Source organism: Prosthecomicrobium sp. N25 (assembly GCF_037203705.1).
Lineage (GTDB): Bacteria > Pseudomonadota > Alphaproteobacteria > Rhizobiales > Ancalomicrobiaceae > Prosthecodimorpha.
Genome location: NZ_JBBCAT010000001.1, coordinates 1862067 through 1883424 on the forward strand (window position 1 = coordinate 1862067; position 21358 = coordinate 1883424).

21 protein-coding genes are annotated in these 21358 nt (G+C 70.0%); 7 read left to right on the top strand and 14 right to left on the bottom strand.

Features of this window, described 5'->3' with window-relative positions; genetic code table 11:
- Positions 1-14: 14 nt before the first annotated feature.
- The 11 genes from WBG79_RS08365 to WBG79_RS08415 all read right to left on the bottom strand — a co-directional run bounded on the left by WBG79_RS08365 (position 15) and on the right by WBG79_RS08415 (position 11974).
- On the bottom strand, positions 15-497 hold the full coding sequence (locus tag WBG79_RS08365; RefSeq protein WP_337356649.1) for a TIGR02444 family protein: 483 nt from the start codon (positions 495-497) through the stop codon (positions 15-17).
- A complete protein-coding gene (locus WBG79_RS08370) occupies positions 494-1525 on the bottom strand; it encodes an ABC transporter ATP-binding protein (RefSeq protein WP_337356650.1) in 1032 nt (343 codons plus the stop codon). Before WBG79_RS08370 ends, WBG79_RS08365 begins: the two co-directional genes overlap by 4 nt.
- Positions 1522-2517 (bottom strand): ABC transporter ATP-binding protein, encoded by a 996-nt coding sequence (locus tag WBG79_RS08375; RefSeq protein WP_337357911.1) that lies wholly within the window; start codon positions 2515-2517, stop codon positions 1522-1524. Before WBG79_RS08375 ends, WBG79_RS08370 begins: the two co-directional genes overlap by 4 nt.
- A 19-nt stretch (positions 2518-2536) precedes the next feature.
- Entirely contained in the window at positions 2537-3427 is an 891-nt protein-coding gene (locus tag WBG79_RS08380; RefSeq protein ID WP_337356651.1) for an ABC transporter permease, read from the bottom strand.
- Positions 3424-4389 (bottom strand): ABC transporter permease, encoded by a 966-nt coding sequence (locus WBG79_RS08385; protein WP_337356652.1) that lies wholly within the window; start codon positions 4387-4389, stop codon positions 3424-3426. The genes WBG79_RS08380 and WBG79_RS08385 overlap by 4 nt, the downstream gene beginning before the upstream one ends.
- A gap of 40 nt (positions 4390-4429) precedes the next feature.
- Positions 4430-5362, bottom strand: a complete 933-nt coding sequence (locus WBG79_RS08390; RefSeq protein WP_337356653.1) for an isocitrate lyase/PEP mutase family protein — start codon at positions 5360-5362, stop codon at positions 4430-4432.
- A gap of 87 nt (positions 5363-5449) precedes the next feature.
- Positions 5450-7048: an ABC transporter substrate-binding protein gene (locus WBG79_RS08395; protein WP_337356654.1), complete on the bottom strand. Its 1599-nt coding sequence runs from the start codon at positions 7046-7048 to the stop codon at positions 5450-5452.
- A gap of 83 nt (positions 7049-7131) precedes the next feature.
- On the bottom strand, positions 7132-7707 hold the full coding sequence (locus tag WBG79_RS08400) for a UbiX family flavin prenyltransferase (protein ID WP_337356655.1): 576 nt from the start codon (positions 7705-7707) through the stop codon (positions 7132-7134).
- The gene (locus WBG79_RS08405) at positions 7704-9182 is read right to left on the bottom strand and encodes a UbiD family decarboxylase (RefSeq protein ID WP_443147416.1); all 1479 of its coding nucleotides are present in this window, start codon (positions 9180-9182) and stop codon (positions 7704-7706) included. The genes WBG79_RS08400 and WBG79_RS08405 overlap by 4 nt, the downstream gene beginning before the upstream one ends.
- A 113-nt stretch (positions 9183-9295) precedes the next feature.
- Positions 9296-11125, bottom strand: coding sequence for a LysR family transcriptional regulator (locus tag WBG79_RS08410; protein ID WP_337356657.1), 1830 nt, complete (start codon positions 11123-11125; stop codon positions 9296-9298).
- 195 nt (positions 11126-11320) lie between these two features.
- On the bottom strand, positions 11321-11974 hold the full coding sequence (locus WBG79_RS08415) for a hypothetical protein (RefSeq protein WP_443147447.1): 654 nt from the start codon (positions 11972-11974) through the stop codon (positions 11321-11323).
- Between the two features lie 171 nt (positions 11975-12145).
- Here WBG79_RS08415 and WBG79_RS08420 point away from each other — a divergent pair, with 171 nt between their 5' ends.
- A complete protein-coding gene (locus WBG79_RS08420; protein ID WP_337356659.1) occupies positions 12146-12712 on the top strand; it encodes a DUF1003 domain-containing protein in 567 nt (188 codons plus the stop codon).
- Positions 12713-12714: 2 nt separating this feature from the next.
- Here WBG79_RS08420 and WBG79_RS08425 read toward each other — a convergent pair whose 3' ends face one another.
- On the bottom strand, positions 12715-13557 hold the full coding sequence (locus WBG79_RS08425; protein WP_337356660.1) for a GNAT family N-acetyltransferase: 843 nt from the start codon (positions 13555-13557) through the stop codon (positions 12715-12717).
- 213 nt (positions 13558-13770) lie between these two features.
- Here WBG79_RS08425 and WBG79_RS08430 point away from each other — a divergent pair, with 213 nt between their 5' ends.
- The 5 genes from WBG79_RS08430 (at position 13771) to WBG79_RS08450 (ending at position 18095) form a co-directional block, all read left to right on the top strand.
- Entirely contained in the window at positions 13771-14388 is a 618-nt protein-coding gene (locus tag WBG79_RS08430) for a tripartite tricarboxylate transporter TctB family protein (RefSeq protein WP_337356661.1), read from the top strand.
- Positions 14385-15887 carry a tripartite tricarboxylate transporter permease gene (locus WBG79_RS08435; protein WP_337356662.1) on the top strand — a complete coding sequence of 501 codons (1503 nt, stop codon included), beginning with the start codon at positions 14385-14387 and terminating at the stop codon, positions 15885-15887. The genes WBG79_RS08430 and WBG79_RS08435 overlap by 4 nt, the downstream gene beginning before the upstream one ends.
- A gap of 64 nt (positions 15888-15951) precedes the next feature.
- Positions 15952-16923, top strand: coding sequence for a tripartite tricarboxylate transporter substrate-binding protein (locus tag WBG79_RS08440; protein ID WP_337356663.1), 972 nt, complete (start codon positions 15952-15954; stop codon positions 16921-16923).
- 442 nt (positions 16924-17365) lie between these two features.
- Positions 17366-17854 (top strand): type II toxin-antitoxin system HicB family antitoxin, encoded by a 489-nt coding sequence (locus WBG79_RS08445; RefSeq protein ID WP_337356664.1) that lies wholly within the window; start codon positions 17366-17368, stop codon positions 17852-17854.
- Entirely contained in the window at positions 17847-18095 is a 249-nt protein-coding gene (locus WBG79_RS08450) for a hypothetical protein (protein WP_337356665.1), read from the top strand. Before WBG79_RS08445 ends, WBG79_RS08450 begins: the two co-directional genes overlap by 8 nt.
- Positions 18096-18156: 61 nt before the next feature.
- Here WBG79_RS08450 and WBG79_RS08455 read toward each other — a convergent pair whose 3' ends face one another.
- Positions 18157-18693 (bottom strand): cyclase dehydrase, encoded by a 537-nt coding sequence (locus WBG79_RS08455; RefSeq protein WP_337356666.1) that lies wholly within the window; start codon positions 18691-18693, stop codon positions 18157-18159.
- A gap of 11 nt (positions 18694-18704) precedes the next feature.
- The gene (locus tag WBG79_RS08460; RefSeq protein ID WP_337356667.1) at positions 18705-19874 is read right to left on the bottom strand and encodes a zinc-dependent alcohol dehydrogenase; all 1170 of its coding nucleotides are present in this window, start codon (positions 19872-19874) and stop codon (positions 18705-18707) included.
- A gap of 197 nt (positions 19875-20071) precedes the next feature.
- Here WBG79_RS08460 and WBG79_RS08465 point away from each other — a divergent pair, with 197 nt between their 5' ends.
- Entirely contained in the window at positions 20072-21262 is a 1191-nt protein-coding gene (locus tag WBG79_RS08465; protein ID WP_337356668.1) for a glycosyltransferase family 4 protein, read from the top strand.
- Positions 21263-21358: the final 96 nt, after the last annotated feature.

Consider the following 21358-nt stretch of genomic DNA (forward strand, 5'->3'; position numbering starts at 1 on the left):
GTGTCCTCGATGGCTCAGGCGGGTCTGGGGGCGGCGGCGCGGCGGAGGTCGACGAGCGCCGCTTCGGCGCGGGCGGTCGGAGCGCCGAGGTCGGCAAGATAGGGGGCTGCGAGGCCGACCGGCCCCGAGAGCGGTCCGAAGATGGCCGCGAGGCGCTCCACCTCGATGCGCTCGGCCTCCAGTTCGGCGGCCTTCACCATCCGCCGGAAGGCCTCCTCGGCGGGCGAGGTCGTGCGCCCCTTGAGAGCCCGGCGCAGCCCGCGCAGCGGGACCACGGCGAGCGCGCGCCAGTCCGCGGCGGCGGCGTGGAGTGTGGCACGGCCGGCGGCGTCCAGGCCTTCGCCCGCCGCATCGGCCAGGACGAGGAAGAGGAGGAGCGGCACGTCCGCGTCGAACGCGTCCTGCAGGGCGAGGCAGAGGTCGCCGACGCCGGGCGCCCCGTAGAGGGCGACCATGTCGGTCCAGACCTTCCGGCAGAAGGCGGCGCGGGGGCTCACGGGGCCGTCTCCTGGTGCGCGGCGAGCCCTGGTGCCGGCTCGTCATGGGGGAAGTGGCAGGCGACCTCCTGGCCGCGCGGGCCGGGGGCGAGCTTCGGTTCCTCGGCAGCGCAGACGCTCTGGGCGCGCGGACAGCGGGTGCGGAAGCGGCAGCCGCTCGGCGGGGTCAGCCGAGACGGCATCTCGCTGGCGGCGCGGACGGCGGGAACAGGGCGGAACGCCGGATCCGGCACCGGCACGGCTTCCAACAGCATGCGCGTGTAGGGATGGGCCGGCCGCGCATAGAGGGCGTCGCCCGGCCCGATCTCGACGATGCGGCCCATGTAGAGCACCGCGACGCGGTCGCTGACGTTCCGCACCACCGCGAGGTCGTGCGAGATGAAGATCAGCGCCAGCCTGCGGGTCTCGCGGATGTCCTGCAGAAGGTTGAGGACCTGGGCCTGCACCGAGACGTCGAGCGACGCCACCGGTTCGTCGCAGACGATCAGCCGCGGCCCGACCGCCAGGGCGCGCGCGATCGCGATGCGCTGGCACTGGCCCCCGGAGAACTGGTGCGGCCGGCGCCCCTCCACGCTCGCGAGCTTGAACCCCACGTCGGCGAGCGCCGCCTCCACGAGGCGCCGCCGCTCCGCCTTCGGCACGCCCCGGATCTCCAGCCCCTCGCCGACGATGTCCTGCACCTGGCGGCGCGGGTTGAAGGACGACACGGGGTCCTGGAAGATCATCTGCAGTTCGCCGCGCTTGGCGCGCAGGGCGCCCTCGCCGAGGGCGAGCAGGTCCTGCCCGTCGTACACGATCGACCCGCCGACGTCGCCGCCGCCGCGCGGCAGGAGCCGCAGCAGCGCGCGGCCGATCGTGGTCTTGCCGCTGCCGGATTCGCCGACGAGGCCGAGCGTCTCGCCCGGCTCGACGTCGAAGTCCACGTCCTCGACCGCCTTGAAGGCGCGCCCGCCGCGCCGGAACGTCACCGTCAGGCCGCGAACGGAGAGGAGCGGCGCCTTGGCGGGCGGCGGAGCCATGGCGTTCATTGCGTCGCCTCCGCCAGGGCCGGCCGCGGCGCCTCGACGGGCACGAAGCAGGCGAAGCCGTGCCGGCCGTCCGCCTCGAGGGTCATCGGCGGCATCGCCACTCGGCAGCGCGCCTCGGCGGCCGGGCAGCGCGGCGCGAAGGGGCATCCGCCGGCGCGGTCGTGAAGGTCGGGCGGCGGGCCGGGAATGGTTCTCAACCGGGTATGGGCGGGCTGGTCCATCCGCGGCACGGCGGACAGCAGGGCCTCCGTGTAGCGGTGCCGCGGCGCCGCGAAGACGAGGGCGGTCGGCCCATGCTCCACCACCCGGCCGCCATAGAGCACGAGGATCTCGTCGGTGCGGTTGGCGACCACCGCGAGGTTGTGGGTGACCAGGATCATCGACATGCGCCGCTCGCGCTGGATCGCCTGCAGGAGGTCGAGGATGTCCTTCTGTACCGTGACGTCGAGCGCGGTCGTCGCCTCGTCGGCGATCAGCAGGTCCGGCCGGCAGGCGAGCGCGGTGGCGATCATGATCCGCTGCTTCATGCCCCCCGAGAAACGATGCGGGAACTCGCCATGACACTCGGCCGGGTCCGGGATGCCGACCTGCGCCAGGAGGTCGATCGCCCGCGCCCGCGCCTCGGCCCGGCCGAGCCCGAGATGCCGGCGGCTCCCCTCCTCGATCTGCCGGCCGACGCGCACGAAGGGGTTGAGGGAGGTCATCGGGTTCTGGAAGACCATGCCCACCTTGCGGCCGAGGAGGGCGCGCTTGGCGGCCTCAGGCATGCCGACGAGCTCCGTGCCGTCGAGGGCGATTCGGCCCTCCACGCGGATCGCCGACGGAGCGAGGCCCATGATGGCCTTGATCAGCATCGACTTGCCGGCGCCGGATTCGCCCACGATGCCGAGCGTGCTGCGCCGCGCGAGCCGGAACCTCACGTCGTCCAGGATCCGCAACATGCCGCCGCGCGCCGGCAGCGACGCTGTCACGCCCTCGCAGTCGAGCAGGATGTCCCCGGGAGCCTTCACGTCAGAGCTCCCTGTCCCGGTTGTTGAGGCGCCGCGCCAGGCCGTCCCCGATGGTGTTGAGCGAATAGACCGTGAGCACGATGGCCAGGATCGGACCGACGACCAGGACGGGGAAGCGGCTCAGGAGGTCGGTCGAGCTGGCGATCATCCCGCCCCAGCTCGGCGCCGGCTGCGGGATGCCGTAGCCCAGGAAGCTCAGCGAGCCCTCGGTCACGATGAGGCCCGCCATCAGCGGCGGCACGATGGCGGTGAGCGCCGGCACGAGGTTCGGCAGGATCTCGCGGACCAGGATGCGCCCGTCGCTCGCCCCCATGGCGCGCGCCGCCAGCACGTAGTCCCGGTCGTTCTGCGCGATGACGCCGCCCTTGGCGATGCGGGCGTAGACCCCGATGTCCTGGATCCCGAGCGCCAGCATCATGGTCAGCACCGAATTGCCGACCACCGAAATGAGCGCCAGCATGACCAGGATCGGCGGCAGGGACGCCATGGTGTTGGCGTAGAGGTCGACCAGGCGCTCGATGGGACCGCGGTAGAAGCCGGCGAGCATGCCGAGGGTCATGCCGATCCCGAGCGAGATCGCGCTCGCCACCGCCACGATGCTGAGCGTGGTGCGCGCGCCGTGGAGCACGCGCGACAGGATGCTGCGGCCGAGCGGATCGGTGCCGAGCAGGCCGTTCAGCGACCAGTCCGGCGGCTGCGAGAAGTCGCCATAGGGGAAGTTCGGCCGCGCCAGGCCCGGAATCACGTCCACGAGCACGGCCGCGGCGACGAGGGTCAGCATGAAGGCGAGGGCGAACCACTCCACGGGCCGCAGCCGGGGCCGGCCGGGCCACGCGGTGGCCGGCACGGGGATGGTGCCGCCGTCGGAGGTCTCGGACAGCATACCGCTCATGTTACGTCCACCCGAGGGTCGACGAGCGCATAGCCGAGGTCGACCAGCATGAAGACCACGACGAAGATCACCACGGTGAGCGACAGGATCGCCTGCATGACGGGGAAATCGTGGCTGTTGACGGCGCTGAGCACCGTCCAGCCGATGCCGGGCACCGCGAAGTAGCTCTCCACGATGAAGGAGCCGCCCAGGAGGTACGTCATGGAGAGGCCCATGACGGTCAGGATCTGCGGCAGCGCCGGGCGGAACACGTGAAACAGCATGATGAAGGACGTCGGCAGTCCCTTCGCGCGGGCTACCACCACGTAGTCCTCCTGCAGCACCGCGACGAATTCCGAGCGGGCCACCCGGTAGAAGGACGCGGCCTGGTGCACGCTGAGACACAGGACCGGGAGCGCCGCAGCCCGGAGATTGCCGAGCGGATCCTCCCCGAACGCGACCCAGCCCGTCGCGGGCAGCCAGCGCAACACGATCGCGAAGAGGAAGCCGAGCAGCACGACGATGACGAAGGTCGGCACCGAGAGCATGACCGAGCTGACCGCGACCAGCGCCTTGTCGGCGCTCCCGCCCGGCCGCGTCGCCGTCAGCATGGCGAGCGGCACCCCGACCAGGAGCGACAGCCCCATGGCCAGGAAGGCGATCTCGAACGTGACCGCGGCGCGGTCGAAGAGAAGCGCGGCCACGGACTGCTGGCTGTAGAGCGTGACGCCCAGGTCGCCCCGCAGGAGATGGCCGAGCCAGCGCAGGTAGCGCTCGATCACCGGCAGGTCGTAGCCGTACTGCGCGTTGAGCGCGGCGATCTGCTCGGGCGTCGCGTTCTCGCCGAGGATCAGCTGGGCGGCCGAGCCCGGCGCCAGGCTCGACAGCGCGGTCGCCGTGAAGGTCACGACGACGAAGACCGGAATGCCGGCCAGCAGGCGCTTCCCGGCGGCCTTCAGGTAGGGCGAGGCGGCTGCCTTCACGATCCCGGTCTCCACGACGCGGCGCCGAGGCGGGGCGCCCTCAGAGCTTCTTCCATTCCTCCTCGGCGGCGAGCCACCCGCGGTCGCGCTCGAGCGCCGCCTTCTGCTCGGCCTTGGTGAGGCCGCCCATCGTGTGCTCGTCGGCGTAGCGGGTGCTGCGGTCCGCGAAGACGTGGCGGCCGTAGTCCATCATGCCGTACATCGAGCCCTTTTCGAGGTAGTGCATGGTGACGAGGTTGAACCCGAGCGCGGCGATGTCCTCGAGCTCCACGAAGGGCACGCCGTTCACGGTCGCCACGTCGCCGAACATCTTCCAGCCCGGCAGCACAGCCGCCACCTTCTTGCATTCGTCGAGCGTCCGCAGGGCGTGCACGTAGGTCATCTCGCAGCCGAGCTCCGCCGCCCGGACGCAGCGCTCGATGGCGTCGTCCAGGCCCTTCTCGAGCTTCGACTCGGTCCGCGCGATCACCACGCAGTCGGTGCCCGCGCAGGCATCGAGCGCGGCCTTGATCTTGGCGAGCCAGAGCTCCTGCGACACGACCGCATGCGGGACGTTGCCGTCGACCTTGCCCGCGAGCGTCGCCGCCTCCATGGCCCGGCCGAAGCGGGCGTAGCCGCGCTCGTTCGGCGTGTCCTCCAGCAGGATCGCGCCCGCGCCGGCCTTGGCGAGGCGACGGCAGGTCCGATAGGCCTGGACCACGTCGCCGAAGCAGTCGTCGGCGTCGATGACCAGCGGCAGGGGCGAATAGTCGGAGATCCGGTCGGTCGCCCAGACCAGCTCCTCCTGATTGTGCAGGCCGAGGTCGGGCACGCCGGACATGCTGAAGCCGAGCGACGCGCCGCTGAGCAGGATGGCCTTGAAGCCGGCCATCTCCGCGGCCTTGGCCGAGTAGCAGTCCCACACGCAGGGCGTGAAGACCTGCCCCTCCGAGACCACTTCGCGGAACGTCGCCTTGCGCTGTCGATCGAACATCGGACCCTCGTGATCGCCGCCGTCCTGCGGCCATGCCTAGCCTTCCGGGGATCGCCGACCGGGCCGGGGCCCGGCCGGCGCCTCGTCTCACTTCACGCAAACGTCCGGGCAGACGAACAGGAACTGCTTCTGCAGGATGCCGCCGTTCGAGGGCACGACGCCGCCGGTGTTGTTGCGGACGAGAAGGAAGCGGGTCTCCTCGCCGAAGATGTAGAAGGGGAATTCGGTGGCCACGAGCTTCTGCACCTTCGAATAGGCGGCCTTGATGGCGGCCGGGTCGACGGTGGAGTTCGCCTCTGCCAGGGCCGCGTCCATGGCCTCGCTCTTGTACTGGCCCCAGTTGAACGTGCCCTTGGAGCTCATCAGGTTGGAGATGACGGGCTCCGGACCGTTCGACACGATGACGCCGCCCTCGAAGCAGACGTCGAAGTCGAGCTGGACCTTGCAGCGCGGGTTGAGATTGGCCTGGTCGACCTCGACGAGCGTCGCCTTGACGTTCTCGTAGCCGCTCAGCACCTGCTGGACGTAGGATCCGAGACGCTTCACGTCGGAGTTGGTATAGATGACGATCTTGATGTCGAACGGCTTGCCGTCGGCCTTGAGCGCGTCGAATAGCGCCTGGGCCTTCTTGGGGTCGTAGGCCGGCAGCGCATAGGCCGGGTCGAACCAGGGCGAGGCCTCGCCGAAGAAGTTCTTCGGGGGCTTGTAGCCGCCGGTCTGGGTCAGGGCCTGCATGAGCCGGGCGCGGTCGATCGCGGTGTAGAAGGCCTCGCGGGCGCGAACGTCGGTGAAGGAGCCCTTCACCTGGTTGAAGTAGCCGCGGTAGATGCCCCGCATGGGCACCTTCACGGTGCCGACCCCGGGCGCCGTGGCGTTCGAGCCGAACTGGTGGATGTAGCCCGCCATCATGGTGGCCCCGCCCTGCACCACCGTGGCGATGCGGCTGTTGGTCTCCGGGATGACGGCGAACTTCAGGGTCTCCAGGTAGGGGCGCGGCTGGTCCCAGTATTTCGGATTGCGCGTCAGCGTCATGCCGATGCCCTGGTTCCAGGTCTGCAGCACGAAGGCGCCCGCGCCGACCGGCTTGATGTCGGTCTTCTTCTCGGCCGCCTTGAGCGCTGCCGGGGAGGCGACGAAGGGCGCGAGCTCGGCCACCTGGGCGGCGAAGTTCGCGTTCGGGGTCGGCAGCTTGACGGTCAGCGTCAGCGGGTCGACGACCGTGATGCCCTTGTTCCAGGACGCGATCCAGGCCTGCGTGGGGGCGAGCGTCGCCGGATCGGCGGCGCGGTCCCAGTTGAACTTCACCGCTTCGGCGTCGTAGGCCGCGCCGTCCGTGAAGGTGACGCCCGGGCGCAGCTTCAGCGTCCAGGTCACGGCGTCGGTGCTGGTCAGGCTCTCCGCCATGCCGCCCGTCACCTTGCCCTCGGTGTTGATGTAGACGAGGAAGCCGTAGACGGCGTCCAGCACGTCCATCGGCCCGCCCGGGAAGGTGCCGGCCGTCAGCGACGGGTCCCAGCTCGTGATGTCGGAGCCGTTGATGATGGTCATGGTGCCGCCGCTGACCGGGGCCGGCGTCTGGGCGACGGCGACGGTCGGGAGCGCCGGTGCGGCCGCCAGGGCCAGCGCGAGGGCGAAGCCGCCGAGGATGCTGCGGCGCGGATGGCGTGAGGTCTGCAGTCGGGACATCGGGCCAGGTCTCCTTGTCGCTGCGCCCTCCCGGGCGAACGGCTGTTCGGGCGGCCGGGGCGAGGCGTCCCGGCCGGGGATGCTCAGTCGGGCTCCGGCTCCGTCCATCGCTTGACGGCGGGGTGGCGGAGTCCGAACTGATCGAGGGCGCGTCCGACGGTCTGGTCGACCAGTTCGGCGATGGTGCGCGGAAGGGTGTAGAAGGACGGCACCGGGGGCATGATCACGGCGCCCGAGCGCGTCGCCCGGTCCATGAGGTCGATGTGCCCGGCATGGAGCGGCGTCTCGCGCACCATGAGCACCAGGCGGCGCCGCTCCTTGAGGCAGACGTCGGCGGCCCGGACGATGAGATCGTCCGCATAGCAGTTCGCGATGCCGCTCAGCGTCTTGATGGAGCAGGGCGCGACCAGCATGCCGTCGCACAGGAACGAGCCCGAGGCGATCGAGGCGCCGATGTCCTTGTGGCTGTAGACCCGGGTGGCGAGCGCGCGGATCTCCTCCGCGCCCCGGCCGACCTCCTCGGCCGCCGCCGTGCGCAGCGCCGAGGGGGACATGACGAGATGCGTCTCCACGTCGCCGAGGTCGCGCAGCATCTCCAGGGCGCGGATGCCGTAGATGACGCCGGAGGCCCCGGTGATGGCGACGATCAGGCGCCTCACGGCAGGAACTCCGGCTTGAGGCGCCCGAGGAGATCGCGCATCCGCCGCGACGCGTCGGGCGGCGGCAGGGCGCGGTCGAAGCCTTCCTTGCGGTCGCCGGCCTTGCAGGTCGCGTCGTAGCCGACCTTGGCCACCATGCCGCCGGCCTCCTGCGGCTCGGAGCGGTCGGCCGGCAGGTCCTCGACGATCAGGATGTCGCGTGCCGCCCTGAGCCGGGAGAGTTTCGCCCAGGCCACCACCGCCGGGTCCCAGGGGTCGATGTCGGCGTCGACCACCGTGACGTTCTTGACGATGCTGACGGCCCCCCAGCAGAGCGCCATGACGCGGCGCGCCTGTCCGGGGCGGGGATGGGCGAGCTGAACCACCACGTCCGTCCGCCCCGAGCCGGCGAGCGTCACCGCGACCTCGCCGACATTCGGGATCGAGCGCCCGATCGCCGCCCGCAGGCCCGCCGCGATCGGCACCGCGCCGAGCCAGAGATGCTCCATGTGGTAGCCCGGCTCGATGACCTGCAGCATCGCGTCCCGGCGCTGGGTCATGCACTGGAATCGGGCAATCACCCCGGAGCCGTAGTCCTCGTACATGCCGTGATATTCGGAGACGAGGCCCTCCACGACCGGCTCGTCGCCATGGATGTGGCCTTCGAGCACGATCTCCGCCTCGGCCGGGACGGCGAGGTCGACGGTGCGGCAGCGCGCGAGGCGGACCGGTTCGCCGAGCAGCGCCCCGGCATTGTGCATCTCGTCGTCGCCGAGACCCAGGTAGAGGCAGGCGGCGAGCTGGATGACCGGGTGGGCGCCGATGACCACCGCGAAGGGCAGGGGACGCCCCATCGCGGCCGCCTTGCGGGACAGGATGCCGAGGTGGTGGTTGGGCGCGATGCCGATCATCACCGTGTCGGGACCGAGCACCTTCATGCGCGCATAGGAGGCGTTGCCGAGCCCCGTCTCCGGATCGCGCGCCACGATCAGGCCGGCCGTGAGGTAGGGCCCGGTCTCCTTGGCGAAGAAGGTCGGGACGGGCAGGCGCGCCAGGATCCGGTCGCGCCACTCGAGCGCCTGCACCGGCGCGTCGTCGACGAGAACGGGGGCGATCGGCCGCGCGATGGCGCCGAGGAGCCGCGCCTGGATCTCGCCCTTCGGGACGCCGAGCGCGTCGGCGATGCGCTCGCGGCTGGAGAGCAGCCCGCCGAAGACCGGCATGGCATGGCCCTTGACCCGGTCGAAGCGCACGGCCGCCCTGGCGTCGACGAGCGACAGCATGGCCGACAGGTCGTGGACCGGATCGATCTCCTCGCCGACCACCAGGAGTTCGCCGCGCCGTTCGAGGCGGGCGAGCATGCCGCGGCAGGATTGGTCTTCGACGCCGGCCTTCAGCATCAAGGGATCCTTGTGGCCGCAGGACCGCGATCCCGCCGGCCATGGGTCGGGGGGCTCGTCCGGAGCGGGATCTGTGCGGTTCGAGGCGGCCGGCATGCGGCCCGGGAGGGGCCGGTCGGCGGCCGGTTTCGTTCCGGAAACTATCGGGCACGCCGACACCGACCGGAAGATCGGAATCGCTCAAACGGCCCATAGGAAAAATCGAATGCTCAATCCCCGGTTCGGCCGAAGGCCGCCACCAGCGCGGCGATGATGGCGCGCTCGGCGACCGACAGGCTCCGCTCGGGCGAGAAGATCACCGCGAGCTTGCCCGGGACCAGGTCCTCGGCGATCGGGGTGGCGGTCAGCCGCCCGTCGCGCACGTCCTGCTCGACCGAGGAGAGCGGCAGCACGGTGCAGATCGGCGCGCGCCGGACCATCGCGATGGCGAGCGGCAGGGATCCGACCTCCATCACGGTGGAGACCGGTAGGTGGCGGGCCTCGGCGGCGTCCATGAAGAGGCGATGGATGCTGAGCTGGCGGGTGCCGAGCACGAGCGGCAGCGCGCAGGCCTCGGCCAACGGGATCGCCTGACGCGCCCCGAGGCCGAGCGCCGGGTTGGCGACGAGGCTCAGCCGTTCGCTGCGGCCGAGCAGGATGCGCGCCATGCGCGGCTGGACGGAGCCGACCAGCGCCAGGTTCAGCTCGCCGGCTCGCACGCTCTCGTGCAGCGCGGCGTTCGTCGCCTCCACCACGTTGAGCCGCCAGTCCGGATGGGCGAGCCGCACGGCCGTCAGCGCCTCGGCGATCCGGGCCGTGAGGGCGCTGTCGTGACCCGAGCTCGGCAGGGTGCCGAGCGAGACGGCCGACTGGGTGTGGGCGGCGATGTCGCGGGCGCGGCGGACGATGCCGTCCAGAGCCTCCTCGAGCGCCGCCGTCAGGGGGAAGAGGCGGCGGCCGGCCTCGGTCGCGGTGGCGCCGTCGCGCCGCCGGTCGAGCAGCGGCCGGCCGAGCGCGGCCTCCATTCTCTGGATCTGCGAGGAGATCGAGGGCTGCGTCACCCGCGCCATCCGCCCCGCCGCCGAGACCCCGCCCGTGTGGTGGACCAGATTGAAGTAGCGGATCTGCCGGGCCGTGAGCCGCGGCGCGAACAGCGCGTTGACCTCCGCGCCGTCGAGCGCCGCGCCGAGATGGTCGAGGAAGCGATGCCCGGCCGCCGCGGCGGGACCGGTGACCCGGGCCGTGAGCGGGCTCGCCAGCGCGGGCACAAGCGGGCTCGCCCGGAGCCGGAAGAGGCCGAGCCGGTCGGCGATCATGCTGCGCGGCATCAGGAAGCGGGCGTGCGGGGCCGCGCCCAGGAGCCGCGCCAGATCGGACGGGCGTCCCGCCCCGTAGACGAGCCGGGCGGCGAAGCCGTGCGCCTCCGCATGGGCGCCGATCGCCGCCATCAGGGGCGGCCGCATGTCGAGGACGAAGAGCGGCCCGCCGGCGTCGTCTGGCTCAGGCTCGCCGGCACCGACGGAGAGCCAGACGTCGTCGTGGAGCAGGCCGCCGGCCTCCGCGCCGGCCTGCGACGACCCGTAGCCGACGTCGACGCGGGTGGCCGCGTCGAAGGCCGCATCGCACGGGCTCTCGGGCAGCGCCGCGTCCTCGTCGAGAAAGACCGGCCGGAACCGGACGCCCGGTTCCTCCTCCGCCATCGCCGCCATGGCGCGATGGATCGCCTTGGAGATCCGCCCGATGGTGAAGCTGAGGTCCAGGCGCACCTCGATCCGCCGGGTCCGCTCGTCCGCGCGGCCGAGTTCTCGGTCCAGAGCCGCCTCGGCGCGGAGCACGTCCGTCGCCCGCCGGAACAGCCAGAAGGCGGCGGGGAGCGGCGCCAGGTGACTGCCCATGCGCAGGAACAGGCCGAGCTTCAGCTCCGCCTCGAGCGTGCGCAGGCTGGTGCTCAGCGCCGAAGGCGTGATGGCGAGCGCGCGTGCCGTTTCCGAGATGGTCGGGTACTGGCAGGCGGCGACGAAATGGGCGAGCTGCCGGAGTTCGACGCGATGAGCGCTCATGGGCGAGAGTTACCACGGCGGGGGCGATCCCGTCCCGCGCGCCCCTTGTCCGATCGCTTGCGTCGCGAGCCCGAAGGGGCCGAACGCGTCCGGCGGGATGCCTGCGATCCCGCCGCAGGCCAAGGCCCGATCGCGTCCGTCTGGACGCGATCGGAAAGCTTCGGGCCGTAGCCCCGAGGGCCGGGCAGGCCCCCCTCAGTTCGCCGCGAAGCAGTAGAACAGGCCGGCGCCGCCCGTGCTCTTCAGCGCATCCTGGCTGCACCCGCCACGCGATGCGTGCGAGGTGTTCCAGCTCTTCGCGGCCGCCGATTCGTCGAGGCCGGTGCGGTCGTGATGGCCGAGCATCGCCCCGCCGTCCGCCCCGCTCTTCGTCCAGTTGCCGCAGGTCCGGTCCTCGCCGGCCGGGAAGGCGGTGCCGTCCGCCTGGCTGCCGGTCAGCACGTCGTGCATGTTCGGCTGGTCGCCGCGGCCCTTGACGATCTCGCCCTTCTCGGTGAGCGCGGTCTGCTTGGTGAGGTTGTTGGACGCCCCATGCAGGTCGTCGACGCTCTTGGCGACGACCTCGCCCTTGGCGTTCACCCACGGCCCCTTGCCGATCCGGTCGCGCGCGTTCACGGCCCCGGTCCCCTGGGTCGACAGGTAGGCGCGCCAGACCTTCCCCTTCGAACCGGCCGCCTCGGCGAGCGTCTGGCAGTGCCGGTCGGCGCCCTCGAGGCCTCCGAGGTCGGCGCCCTTGCCCGACCCGACGCTCGTCACGAAGAAGCTCATGTCCGCCTGCTGCGCCGCGGCTGGCGCGACGGAGGCGAGAAGCGCGGCGGCGCCCGCCAGGGCGAGCGTCTTGAATGCCATCATGGATAGTCCTCCCTTGCGGTCGACGTCTCGCGGCCAAAGAACCGGGTCGACCTCAACGCAGGCTAAGCGGCCATCCTTCGCGATACAATGTACAGCTTGGTGATCGGCGGATCCGCGAAGCGCCCGAAACGTTGTCGGAGGACACCATCTACTCTGGAGGGGACGCCCTTGTCCGACAGGACGCACGACGAGGCCGCTCCGCGCTTCGGGGCCGATGAGGAGGGGCTCACCCCGCTGCTCGAGCGAAACATCGAGATCCTGGCGAAGCGCCGCCGCCGGCAGCTCGCGGAGGCGGGCTTCCCCGACCGCCTGGCGGAGGCCGTGACGCGCTTCACCGGCAGCATGATCTTCGTCGGGGCCCAAGCGCTGGCGATCTGCCTCTGGGTCGCCGTGAATCTCGGCTGGCTCCCCGTCCTGCCCCGCTTCGACGAGACCTTCGTGATCCTCGCCACGGTCGCCTCCGTGGAGGCCCTGTTCCTGTCCACCTTCGTCCTGATCAGCCAGAACCGCGCCGCCGCCGAGGCCGACCGGCGCGCCGACCTCGACCTGCAGATCAACCTCCTGGCCGAGCACGAGGTGACCCGCCTGATCACGCTCGTCCGCGCCATCGCGGACCGGCTCGGGGTCGAGGAAGCGCGCGACCCGGCGCTGGAGCGGCTGGAGGACCATGTCGTGCCCGAGAAGGTGCTGGACGAGCTCGAGGCCCGGCAGGCCCAGGACGGCGAGAACCCCTGACCTCAGCCGAGCTCGAAGGTCGTGATGCCCCAGGTCCGCCCGAGAGGCAGGTGCGGAGCCGGCCCCCGGTACATGCGCGCGGTCTCGAAGACCGGGGCCATCCCGTGCTGTTCGGCGAGCCGGGTCGCCGCGCCGTTCGGCACCGGCGGGTCGATGAAGAGCTCGGCCCCGTTCGCCTCTGCCGCGAGCGCCCGGAACAGGGCCTCGGCGATCCCCTCGTCGAGCGCGAAGAGCGGGCCGATCTTGTAGCCGACCCGGCACGGCCGGATGACGCCGTAGCCGAGCACGTCCCCGTCGTCGACGAACGCCAGGGCGAGCCGGCGCCCGCCCCCGGAGATCCAGGCCGACGTGAAGGCGTCCCGCGGGGCCGGGAAGAAGCGCCGGTCGAAGGCGATCACGGCCGGCGCGAGGGCGGGGTCGACCGGCCGGATGCGGGGATCGGCTGGGGCCTGGACCATCACCCGCCCGGCATAACGGACATTGCGGTGGGCGAGCGCGAAACCTGACTTCCGATAGTTCTCCCGCTGCGCGGGGACACCGTCGAGCCCCACCGTGCGGTCCCCCATCCGCGCCATCCCGGCCTGCCAGACCGCCCAGCCGTGGCCCTTGCCCCGGAACTCCGGCCGGCAGATGTAGAAGCCCAGGAACCCGAAGTCCTCGCCGTAGCTGACGACCGACACCGAGGCGACCGCCTCGCCGTCCACCCGCGCCACAAGGAAACCGCCCGGATCGGCGGCCAGGAACGCCTCCGCGTCGCCGAGGCCCGGGTTCCACCCCTCCGCCGCCGCCCAGTCGAGCATGGCGGCGACCTCTTCGGCGCTGGCGTGACCGATCGTGTCCTTCATGGCGGCGTCCCCGGGCGGCTCGGGACAGGTCTAGCACGCTCCGTGCCGGCACGGACCGGGCCAGAACGCCGCTCGCCCGGCCTGTCAGGATTCGGATATCCACACTAGGAAAACGGCCTCGGTCCGAGTACTCGTCGAGACTGGGGCGGGATCGCGAAAGGTCTCTGCCGGGCGCGGCGACAAGACCGCGGAATCGATGTTGGGGGGTGGCGCATGAACGACGCGGGCGGCGGATCCCGTCACTGGAATCAGAGCACCTGGGGCGGCATCGTCCTGGTCGCCGTGGCGCTGGTCGGCTGGTTCGGCACGGGCGGCCTCGCGATCGGCACACTCGGGGCCATGGGTCCCGGCCTGCTGCCGCGCGCCCTGGCCGCCATGGTCGGCGTCTGTGGCGTCGCCCTGTTGGCGATCGGCCTCGTCCGGCTCGGCGAGCAGATCTCCGGCTTCGCCCTTCGAGGCGCCGTCATGGTGCCTCTGGCGATCGTCGCCTTCGCGCTGACCATCCGGTCCGTCGACGTCGCCGGCTTCAAGACGCCCGGGCTCGGCCTCGCGGTGGCCGGGCCGCTCGCCGTCCTGATCGGCGGCCACGCGACCCCGGAGGCGAAGCTCGGGGAACTGCTGCCTCTCTCGCTCATCCTGACCGCCTTCTGCCTCGTTCTCTTCGGCGACGCACTCAACCTGCCGATCCCGATCTTCCCCGAGGAGGCGCGGCCCTATTTCGCCGGCTGGACGCAGCGCGGCATCCTGCGCGCCATCGCGGCCGCCATGGCGGCGGCCGGGCTCCTCCTTGCCCTGCCGAAGCTGATCGGGCTCTTCGGGAGGCGCGCATGAGCGAACTCGTCGCCAACCTCGGGCTCGGCTTCGGCGTCGCCCTGACGCTGCAGAACATCGCCCTCTGCTTCCTCGGCTGCCTCGTCGGCACGCTCATCGGCGTGCTGCCGGGCGTCGGCCCGATCGCCACCATCGCGATGCTGCTGCCGATCACCTTCGGCCTCGACCCGACCGGCGCGCTCATCATGCTCGCGGGCATCTACTACGGGGCGCAGTATGGCGGCTCGACGACGGCCATCCTGGTCAACATCCCCGGCGAGGCGACCTCGGTCGTCACCGCCATCGACGGCCACGAGATGGCCAAGCAGGGCAAGGCCGGCATCGCGCTCGGCGTCGCCGCCATCGGCTCCTTTTTCGCCGGCACCGTCGCGACCCTCCTGATCGCCGCCCTCGGCGCGCCGCTCTCCAAGCTCGCCCTGATCTTCACCCCGACCGAATACTTCTCGCTCATGGTCATGGGCCTCGTCTTCGCCGTGGTGCTGGCGCGCGGCTCGATCCTGAAGGCGGTCGCCATGATCGTCCTCGGCGTGCTGCTCTCCACCGTCGGCACGGACCTGGAGACCGGCGACGAGCGGCTGACCTTCGGCCTGCAGTTCCTGTCCGACGGCGTCGACTTCGCGGTCCTCGCCATGGGCCTCTTCGGCATCGCCGAGATCCTGAGAAACCTGGATGCTCCCGAGGAGCGCGACGTCGTGCGTGCACCCATCGGCCGCCTGCTCCCGAGCCTCGACGACCTGCGGCAGTGCGTGGCCCCCGTACTGCGCGGCACCGTGGTCGGCGCCGTCCTGGGCATCCTGCCCGGAAACGGCGCGGTCCTCGGCCCCTTCGCCTCCTACGCCATGGAGAAGAAGATCGCCCGCGACGGCTCCCGCTTCGGCCGCGGCGCCATCGAGGGCGTCGCCGGGCCGGAGAGCGCCAACAACGCCGGCGCCCAGACCTCCTTCATCCCGCTCCTGACCCTCGGCATCCCGCCGAACGCCGTCATGGCCCTGATGGTCGGCGCGATGACCATCCACGGGGTCATCCCGGGCCCGCAGGTGATGACCAAGAATCCGAACCTCTTCTGGGGCATGATCGCCTCGATGTGGGTCGGCAACCTGATGCTGCTGATCATCAACCTGCCGCTCGTCGGCCTGTGGGTCCGGCTCCTCAAGGTGCCCTACCGTCTGCTCTTCCCGTCGATCCTGCTCTTCTGCTGCATCGGCATCTACTCGATCAACTCGCTGCCGACCGACGTCATGATGATCGGGCTCTTCGGCCTCGTCGGCTACGCCTTCATCAAGATCGGCTTCGAGCCCGCCCCCCTGCTGCTCGGCTTCGTGCTCGGCAAGCTCCTGGAGGAGAAGCTCCGCCAGGCGCTCACCTTCTCGCGCGGATCCTTCGCGGTCTTCGTCGAGCGTCCGGTGAGCGCGGCCCTGCTGCTCGTCGCCCTCGTGGTCCTCGTCATGGCGCTCCTGCCCGCGGCGCGGCGCAGCCGCGAGGAAGTCTTCACCGAATGAGCCCCGTGCCTTGCCGGCCGGTCGGGCCGCGTTACCTGACAGTCATCCTCAGGGAGGTAATCGAATGAAGAAAGTCGCTTTGGCCCTTGCCGCGCTTCTCGGTTTCGCGGGCACTGCCGCCGCCCAGGACTATCCCCAGCGCCCGGTCACCATGGTGGTGCCCTTCGCGGCGGGCGGTCCGACCGACGTGGTGGCCCGCATCGTCGCCGAGCACATGTCCCGCACGCTCGGCCAGCAGATCGTCATCGAGAACGTCGCCGGCGCCGGCGGCACGACCGGCATCACCCGCGCCGGCCAGTCCGCGCCGGACGGCTACACGATCATGATGGGCCACATGGGCACCCACGGCGCCGCCCCGGCGCTCTACCCGAACCTCAAGTACGATCCGGCCAAGGACTTCGCCCCGATCGGGCTGGCGGCCGGAACGCCCATCATCATCGTCGCCAAGAAGGACTTCCCGGCCAAGGACCTGAAGGAGTTCATGGCCTACGTGAAGGCCAACGAGGCCAAGATGAACATGGCGCATGCGGGCGTCGGCTCCGTGTCGCACACGGTCGGCGTGCTCCTGAACAGCCAGCTCGGCATCAAGCCCGCCATGGTCGCCTACCGCGGCACCGGCCCGGCGCTCAACGACCTGATGGCCAACACCGTCGACTACATGGCCGACCAGATCGTCAACGTCGCCCCGCAGATCTCCGCGGGCACCATCAAGGCCTTCGCCATCGCCACCCCCGAGCGCTCGCCCGCGCTCCCCGACCTGCCGACCACCAAGGAAGCCGGCATGCCCGACTACCAGGTCTCGGCCTGGAACGCGATCTTCGCCCCCAAGGCGACGCCCGCCCCCATCGTCGCCAAGCTCAACGACGCCCTCGTCAAGGCACTCGACGACGACAACACCCGCAAGCGCCTCCTCGAACTCGGCGGCGTCATCCCCGACAAGGCCGGCCGCACCCCCGAGGCCCTGCAGAAGCTGGTCGAGGCCGAGGTCGCCCGCTGGACCCCGATCCTGAAGGCCGCCGGCGCCGTCGCGCAGTAAGGCGCCCCGAACGTCTGGGTGACGCGAAAAGGCCCGGGCCGAGAGGCTCCGGGCCCTTTTTGTTGTTCAGCTTTCGATCGCAATCCTCGGTAGATTTTTCAAGGTTTACAGAGGCACACCTTCTGATAACGCAGCGTAAGGCGGAGGCGCGATAAACCATTGGCGCCAAAGTCGCAGCGTGATATCGTGGGTGATACCATATGGGTCGAATAGACAAGCTGATCGAGGCGATCCGTAACAACCCACGGGACGTCCGCTTCGAAGACGCTTGCAGGTGGCCGAGTTGATCGGCTTCGAGCACAAGGGCGGCTCTGGAAGCCAGCCGTGCTTACTCAAGGTCGGGTGAGCCGGTAGGGCTCAACTTCCAGAGTAGGAACGGCAAGATCCCAACCTACCAAGCTAAGCAACTCATTCAGATGTTGGACCAGTACTGGGTGGAGCGATGAGTGGGACAAAGGGCTACGCTAAGAAAATATTCTACAGTGAGGAAGACGGCGGATTCATTGCGGTCGCTCCCGACCTGCCCGGTTGCTCCGCGTTCGGTGAAACGGAAGCGGAGGCTCTTTCCGAGCTTTCCCATGCTATGGAGGCCTGGCTCCAGGCGATGAGAGCCGCGGGCAATCCTATTCCCCTCCCCAGTAAAGAAGTGGAACCCGACCTGAGTGGCAGGGTACTACTTCGGATTCCGAAGTCTCTACACGGGCGATTGGCCTATCGAGCCAGAACCGAGGGCGTAAGTCTCAATCAGTACATGGTCGCTCTGCTGTCGGGTGCCTACATGTCGCATTCGTTCGAGTGCTTCTACGAGCGTCGAGCGTATACGGTGGAAGGGCCAATTTACGCCTCATCAACTAATTATCGCCAAATCGTGCTTGGAGCATCAACATCGTTTAGTCCAACTCCGAAGTATTCAGAGCGGAACTATGTCTGAGATCTCTCAGCTTTCATTTACCTTGCGGGATGTGACGGTGGCACTCTTGCGAGAACAGAATATCAAGGAAGGTGTATGGGTGCTCGGCGTGGAAATGAGCATCGTCGTTGGGAACATGGGCCCCGAGCCCCAGTCTGCCCTGCCAACCGCCATGCTGCAAATTCCGAAGTTCACTCTGGTCCGCCACGAGGGGGAAGAAGCTGCCGTGGGATTTGCTGTTAATGCGGCAACCATAGCTTGATGAGCTACGACAAGCGAGGTTGCCCGGTATGGCCGGACCACACCGGGCATGATGCCCTACTCTAGTGCCGCGTCTGGTTGAGCGGCCGTAGCAGGTCGGGGGTTCGCATGTCGTTCGGGATCTCGAAGTCGCTGGCCGCGCCGCGGGCGGCGTGGGCGCCCTGCGGGAAGCCGCTCCGCCGGGCGTAGTCGACCCGCCGGGGCGGGGTCGTTGCCGGCCGCGTCTCCTGCAGCGCCTCCGCGCAGACCCAGTCGACCACCGCGATCCCCGCGACTGTCGCCATCGCAACCCCGACGTGGCTGCGCTGCGGGTTGTCGGCATGGGCCCCGCCGGCGAGCGAGAAGAGGTCGAGCGCGTCGCCGCCGACCCGTCCCCACAGCCACGGCCCCGGGTTCTCGGAGGCCAGGATGCCAATGCCGGTGACGATCTCTCGCACCCCGTAGAGCGCCACCGTCTCTTCCTTGCCCTCCATCCCGAGCGCCCGCGTGACCGTGCGCGGGGCGAAGAGCTCGAGCGCCCCGAGCCCGATCGAGAACCACCCGAGCGCCTCGGCGAGGCCGAGCGCGCGGTCACGCGACAGCCGTCCTTCGTGATGCATGGAACCCTCCCTTACGGCTTGAGCACGACCTTGATGCAGCCGTCCTGCTTGTCCCTGAAGGTCTTGTACATCTCGGGCCCCTTCTCCAGCCCCACCGTGTGGGTGATGACGAAGCTCGGGTCGATCTGGCCCTCCTGGATCCGCCTCAGGAGGTCGTCGGTCCAGCGGTTCACATGGGTCTGGCCGGTCCGGATGGTCAGGCCCTTGTTCATCACCATCCCGAACGGAATCTTGTCGACCACGCCGCCGTAGACGCCGGGAACCGAGACCGTGCCGGCCGGGCGGCAGACGTAGAAGATCTCGCGCAGCACATGCGGCCGGTCGGTCTCCAGCATGGTCGCCTGCTTGACCCGGTCGACCATGGAATCGATCGTGCCGCTGGCGTGCGCCTCCAGCCCGACCGCGTCGACGCATTTTTCCGGTCCCTTGCCGCCGGTCAGCTCGTTCAGCCGTTCGACCACGCTCTCCTCGTCGAAGTTGATGGTGATCGCGCCGCCCGCCTGCGCCATGGCGAGGCGCTCCGGGACGTTGTCGATCGAGATGACCTGCTTCACACCGAGCAGCACGGCGCTGCGCACACAGAACTGGCCGACCGGCCCGGCGCCCCAGATCGCCACCGTGTCGGTCGGCTGCGGGTCGAGCTGCACGATCGCCTGCCAGCCGGTCGGAAAGATGTCGCCGAGGAAGAGCACCTGCTCGTCCGTCAATCCGTCCGGAATTTTGACGGGCCCCACGTCCGCATAGGGCACCCGCACATACTCGGCCTGGCCGCCCGCGTAGCCGCCGGTCAGGTGCGTGTAGCCGAACAGGCCGGCCGTGCTGTGCCCGAAGGCCGTTTCGGCCATCTCGCGATTGCGGTTGGTACGTTCGCAGACTGAGAAATTGCCGCGGCGGCACTGGTCGCACTCTCCGCACACGATCGTGAACGGCACCACCACACGATCGCCGACCTTGAGCTTCTTGTTCTCGGAGCCGACCTCGACGACCTCGCCCATGAATTCATGACCGACGATGTCGCCGTTTTTCATCCCCGGCATGAAGCCGTCGTAGAGGTGCAGGTCCGAACCGCAGATCGCGCAGGAGGTTACCCGGATGATCGCGTCGCGCGGATGTTCGATTTCCGGGTCCGGCACCGTGTCGCAGCGGATGTCGTGTTTGCCGTGATAGCGGAGCGCGCGCATGACTCTCTCCTGTAACGGCCGCGCCGCCGCGGCCCCGTGGTCGGGCAGAACGACCACCCGCCCGCTCTGTTCCCCGGCTCCCGCGCCGCAATGACCATGCTGCAGTACGGAACCGAACCCGTCCGAAGGGGTTCACTCTCCGGGAAGCAGAGATCGGGTCCGCAATTCCGGCCTGCAGCAATTTTCGGAGACGGGACATGAGGATCGCGCAGGTTGCGCCGTTGGCGGAAGCGGTTCCGCCGAAGCTCTACGGCGGGACGGAAAGAGTGGTGTCTTGGCTGACCGAGGCCCTGGTCGAGGCCGGTCACGACGTGACGCTGTTCGCATCGGGCGACAGCGAGACCTCCGCGCGCCTGGTCGCCTGCAGCGAGAGCGGCCTGCGCCTCGCGGGCTTCCGCGATCACCTCGCCGCCACCCTCGTGATGCTGGACGAGGTCCGCCGGCGGGAAGCCGAGTTCGACGTCATCCATTTCCACACCGACCTTGCGCAGTTCGCCCTCTTCAAGGACATCGCGCACAAGTGCGTGACGACGCTGCACGGCCGCCTCGACCTGCCGGACTACATGCCCGTCTTCCGACACTTCCGGGAAATGCCGCTCGTCTCCATCTCCGACGACCAGCGCCGGCCGCTTCCCCCGGACACCAACTGGGCCGGCACCGTCCACCACGGCCTGCCCGCGCAGAATTGCCCGTTCTCGCCCAGGGGCGGCCAGTACCTCGCCTTCCTCGGCCGGATCAGCCCCGAGAAGCGGCCCGATCGGGCCATCGAGATCGCGGTGCGCGCCGGCCTGCCGCTCAAGATGGCCGCCAAGGTCGACAAGGCCGACCAGGACTATTTCGAGGAGGTGATCGAGCCGCTCCTCGCCCATCCGCTCGTCGAGTTCGTCGGCGAGATCAACGAGGAGGAGAAGAGTGACTTCCTCGGCAATGCCCTGGCGCTCCTCTTCCCGATCGACTGGTGCGAGCCCTTCGGCCTCGTCATGATCGAGGCCATGTCGGCCGGCACGCCGGTGATCGCCTGGAACATGGGCTCGGTGCCCGAGGTCGTCACCCACGGCGAATCCGGCTACGTCGTCGCCTCGATCGAGGAGGCCGTCGCGGCGGTCGAGAAGGCGAAGCACCTGGAGCGCACACGGGTCCGGCGCACCTTCGAGAGCCGGTTCACCGCACGCCGGATGGCCGAGGACTACGTGGACCTGTACGAGAGCCTCGTGAAGCCCCTCGCCCTTCCCGCCGTCAAGGTGGCAGCCACGCGTCCGCTCCTGGGCACCGCCCCGGCCACCTGGGGGACCACCGCCACCCCGATCGCCGCGAAGCCCATCGCCGCAGCGGGCAAGCCGCTCGGCACGCCGATCCGCACGAACGGCGGCGGGCTCTACCGGGCCTGACCGGACCGCGCGGGGCAGCGGACAGACCGACCGAAACCAAGGCGCGTCCGCCCCCCTCAGGGGTGGCCGCGCCCTTATCGCGATTCCAGGGGGACC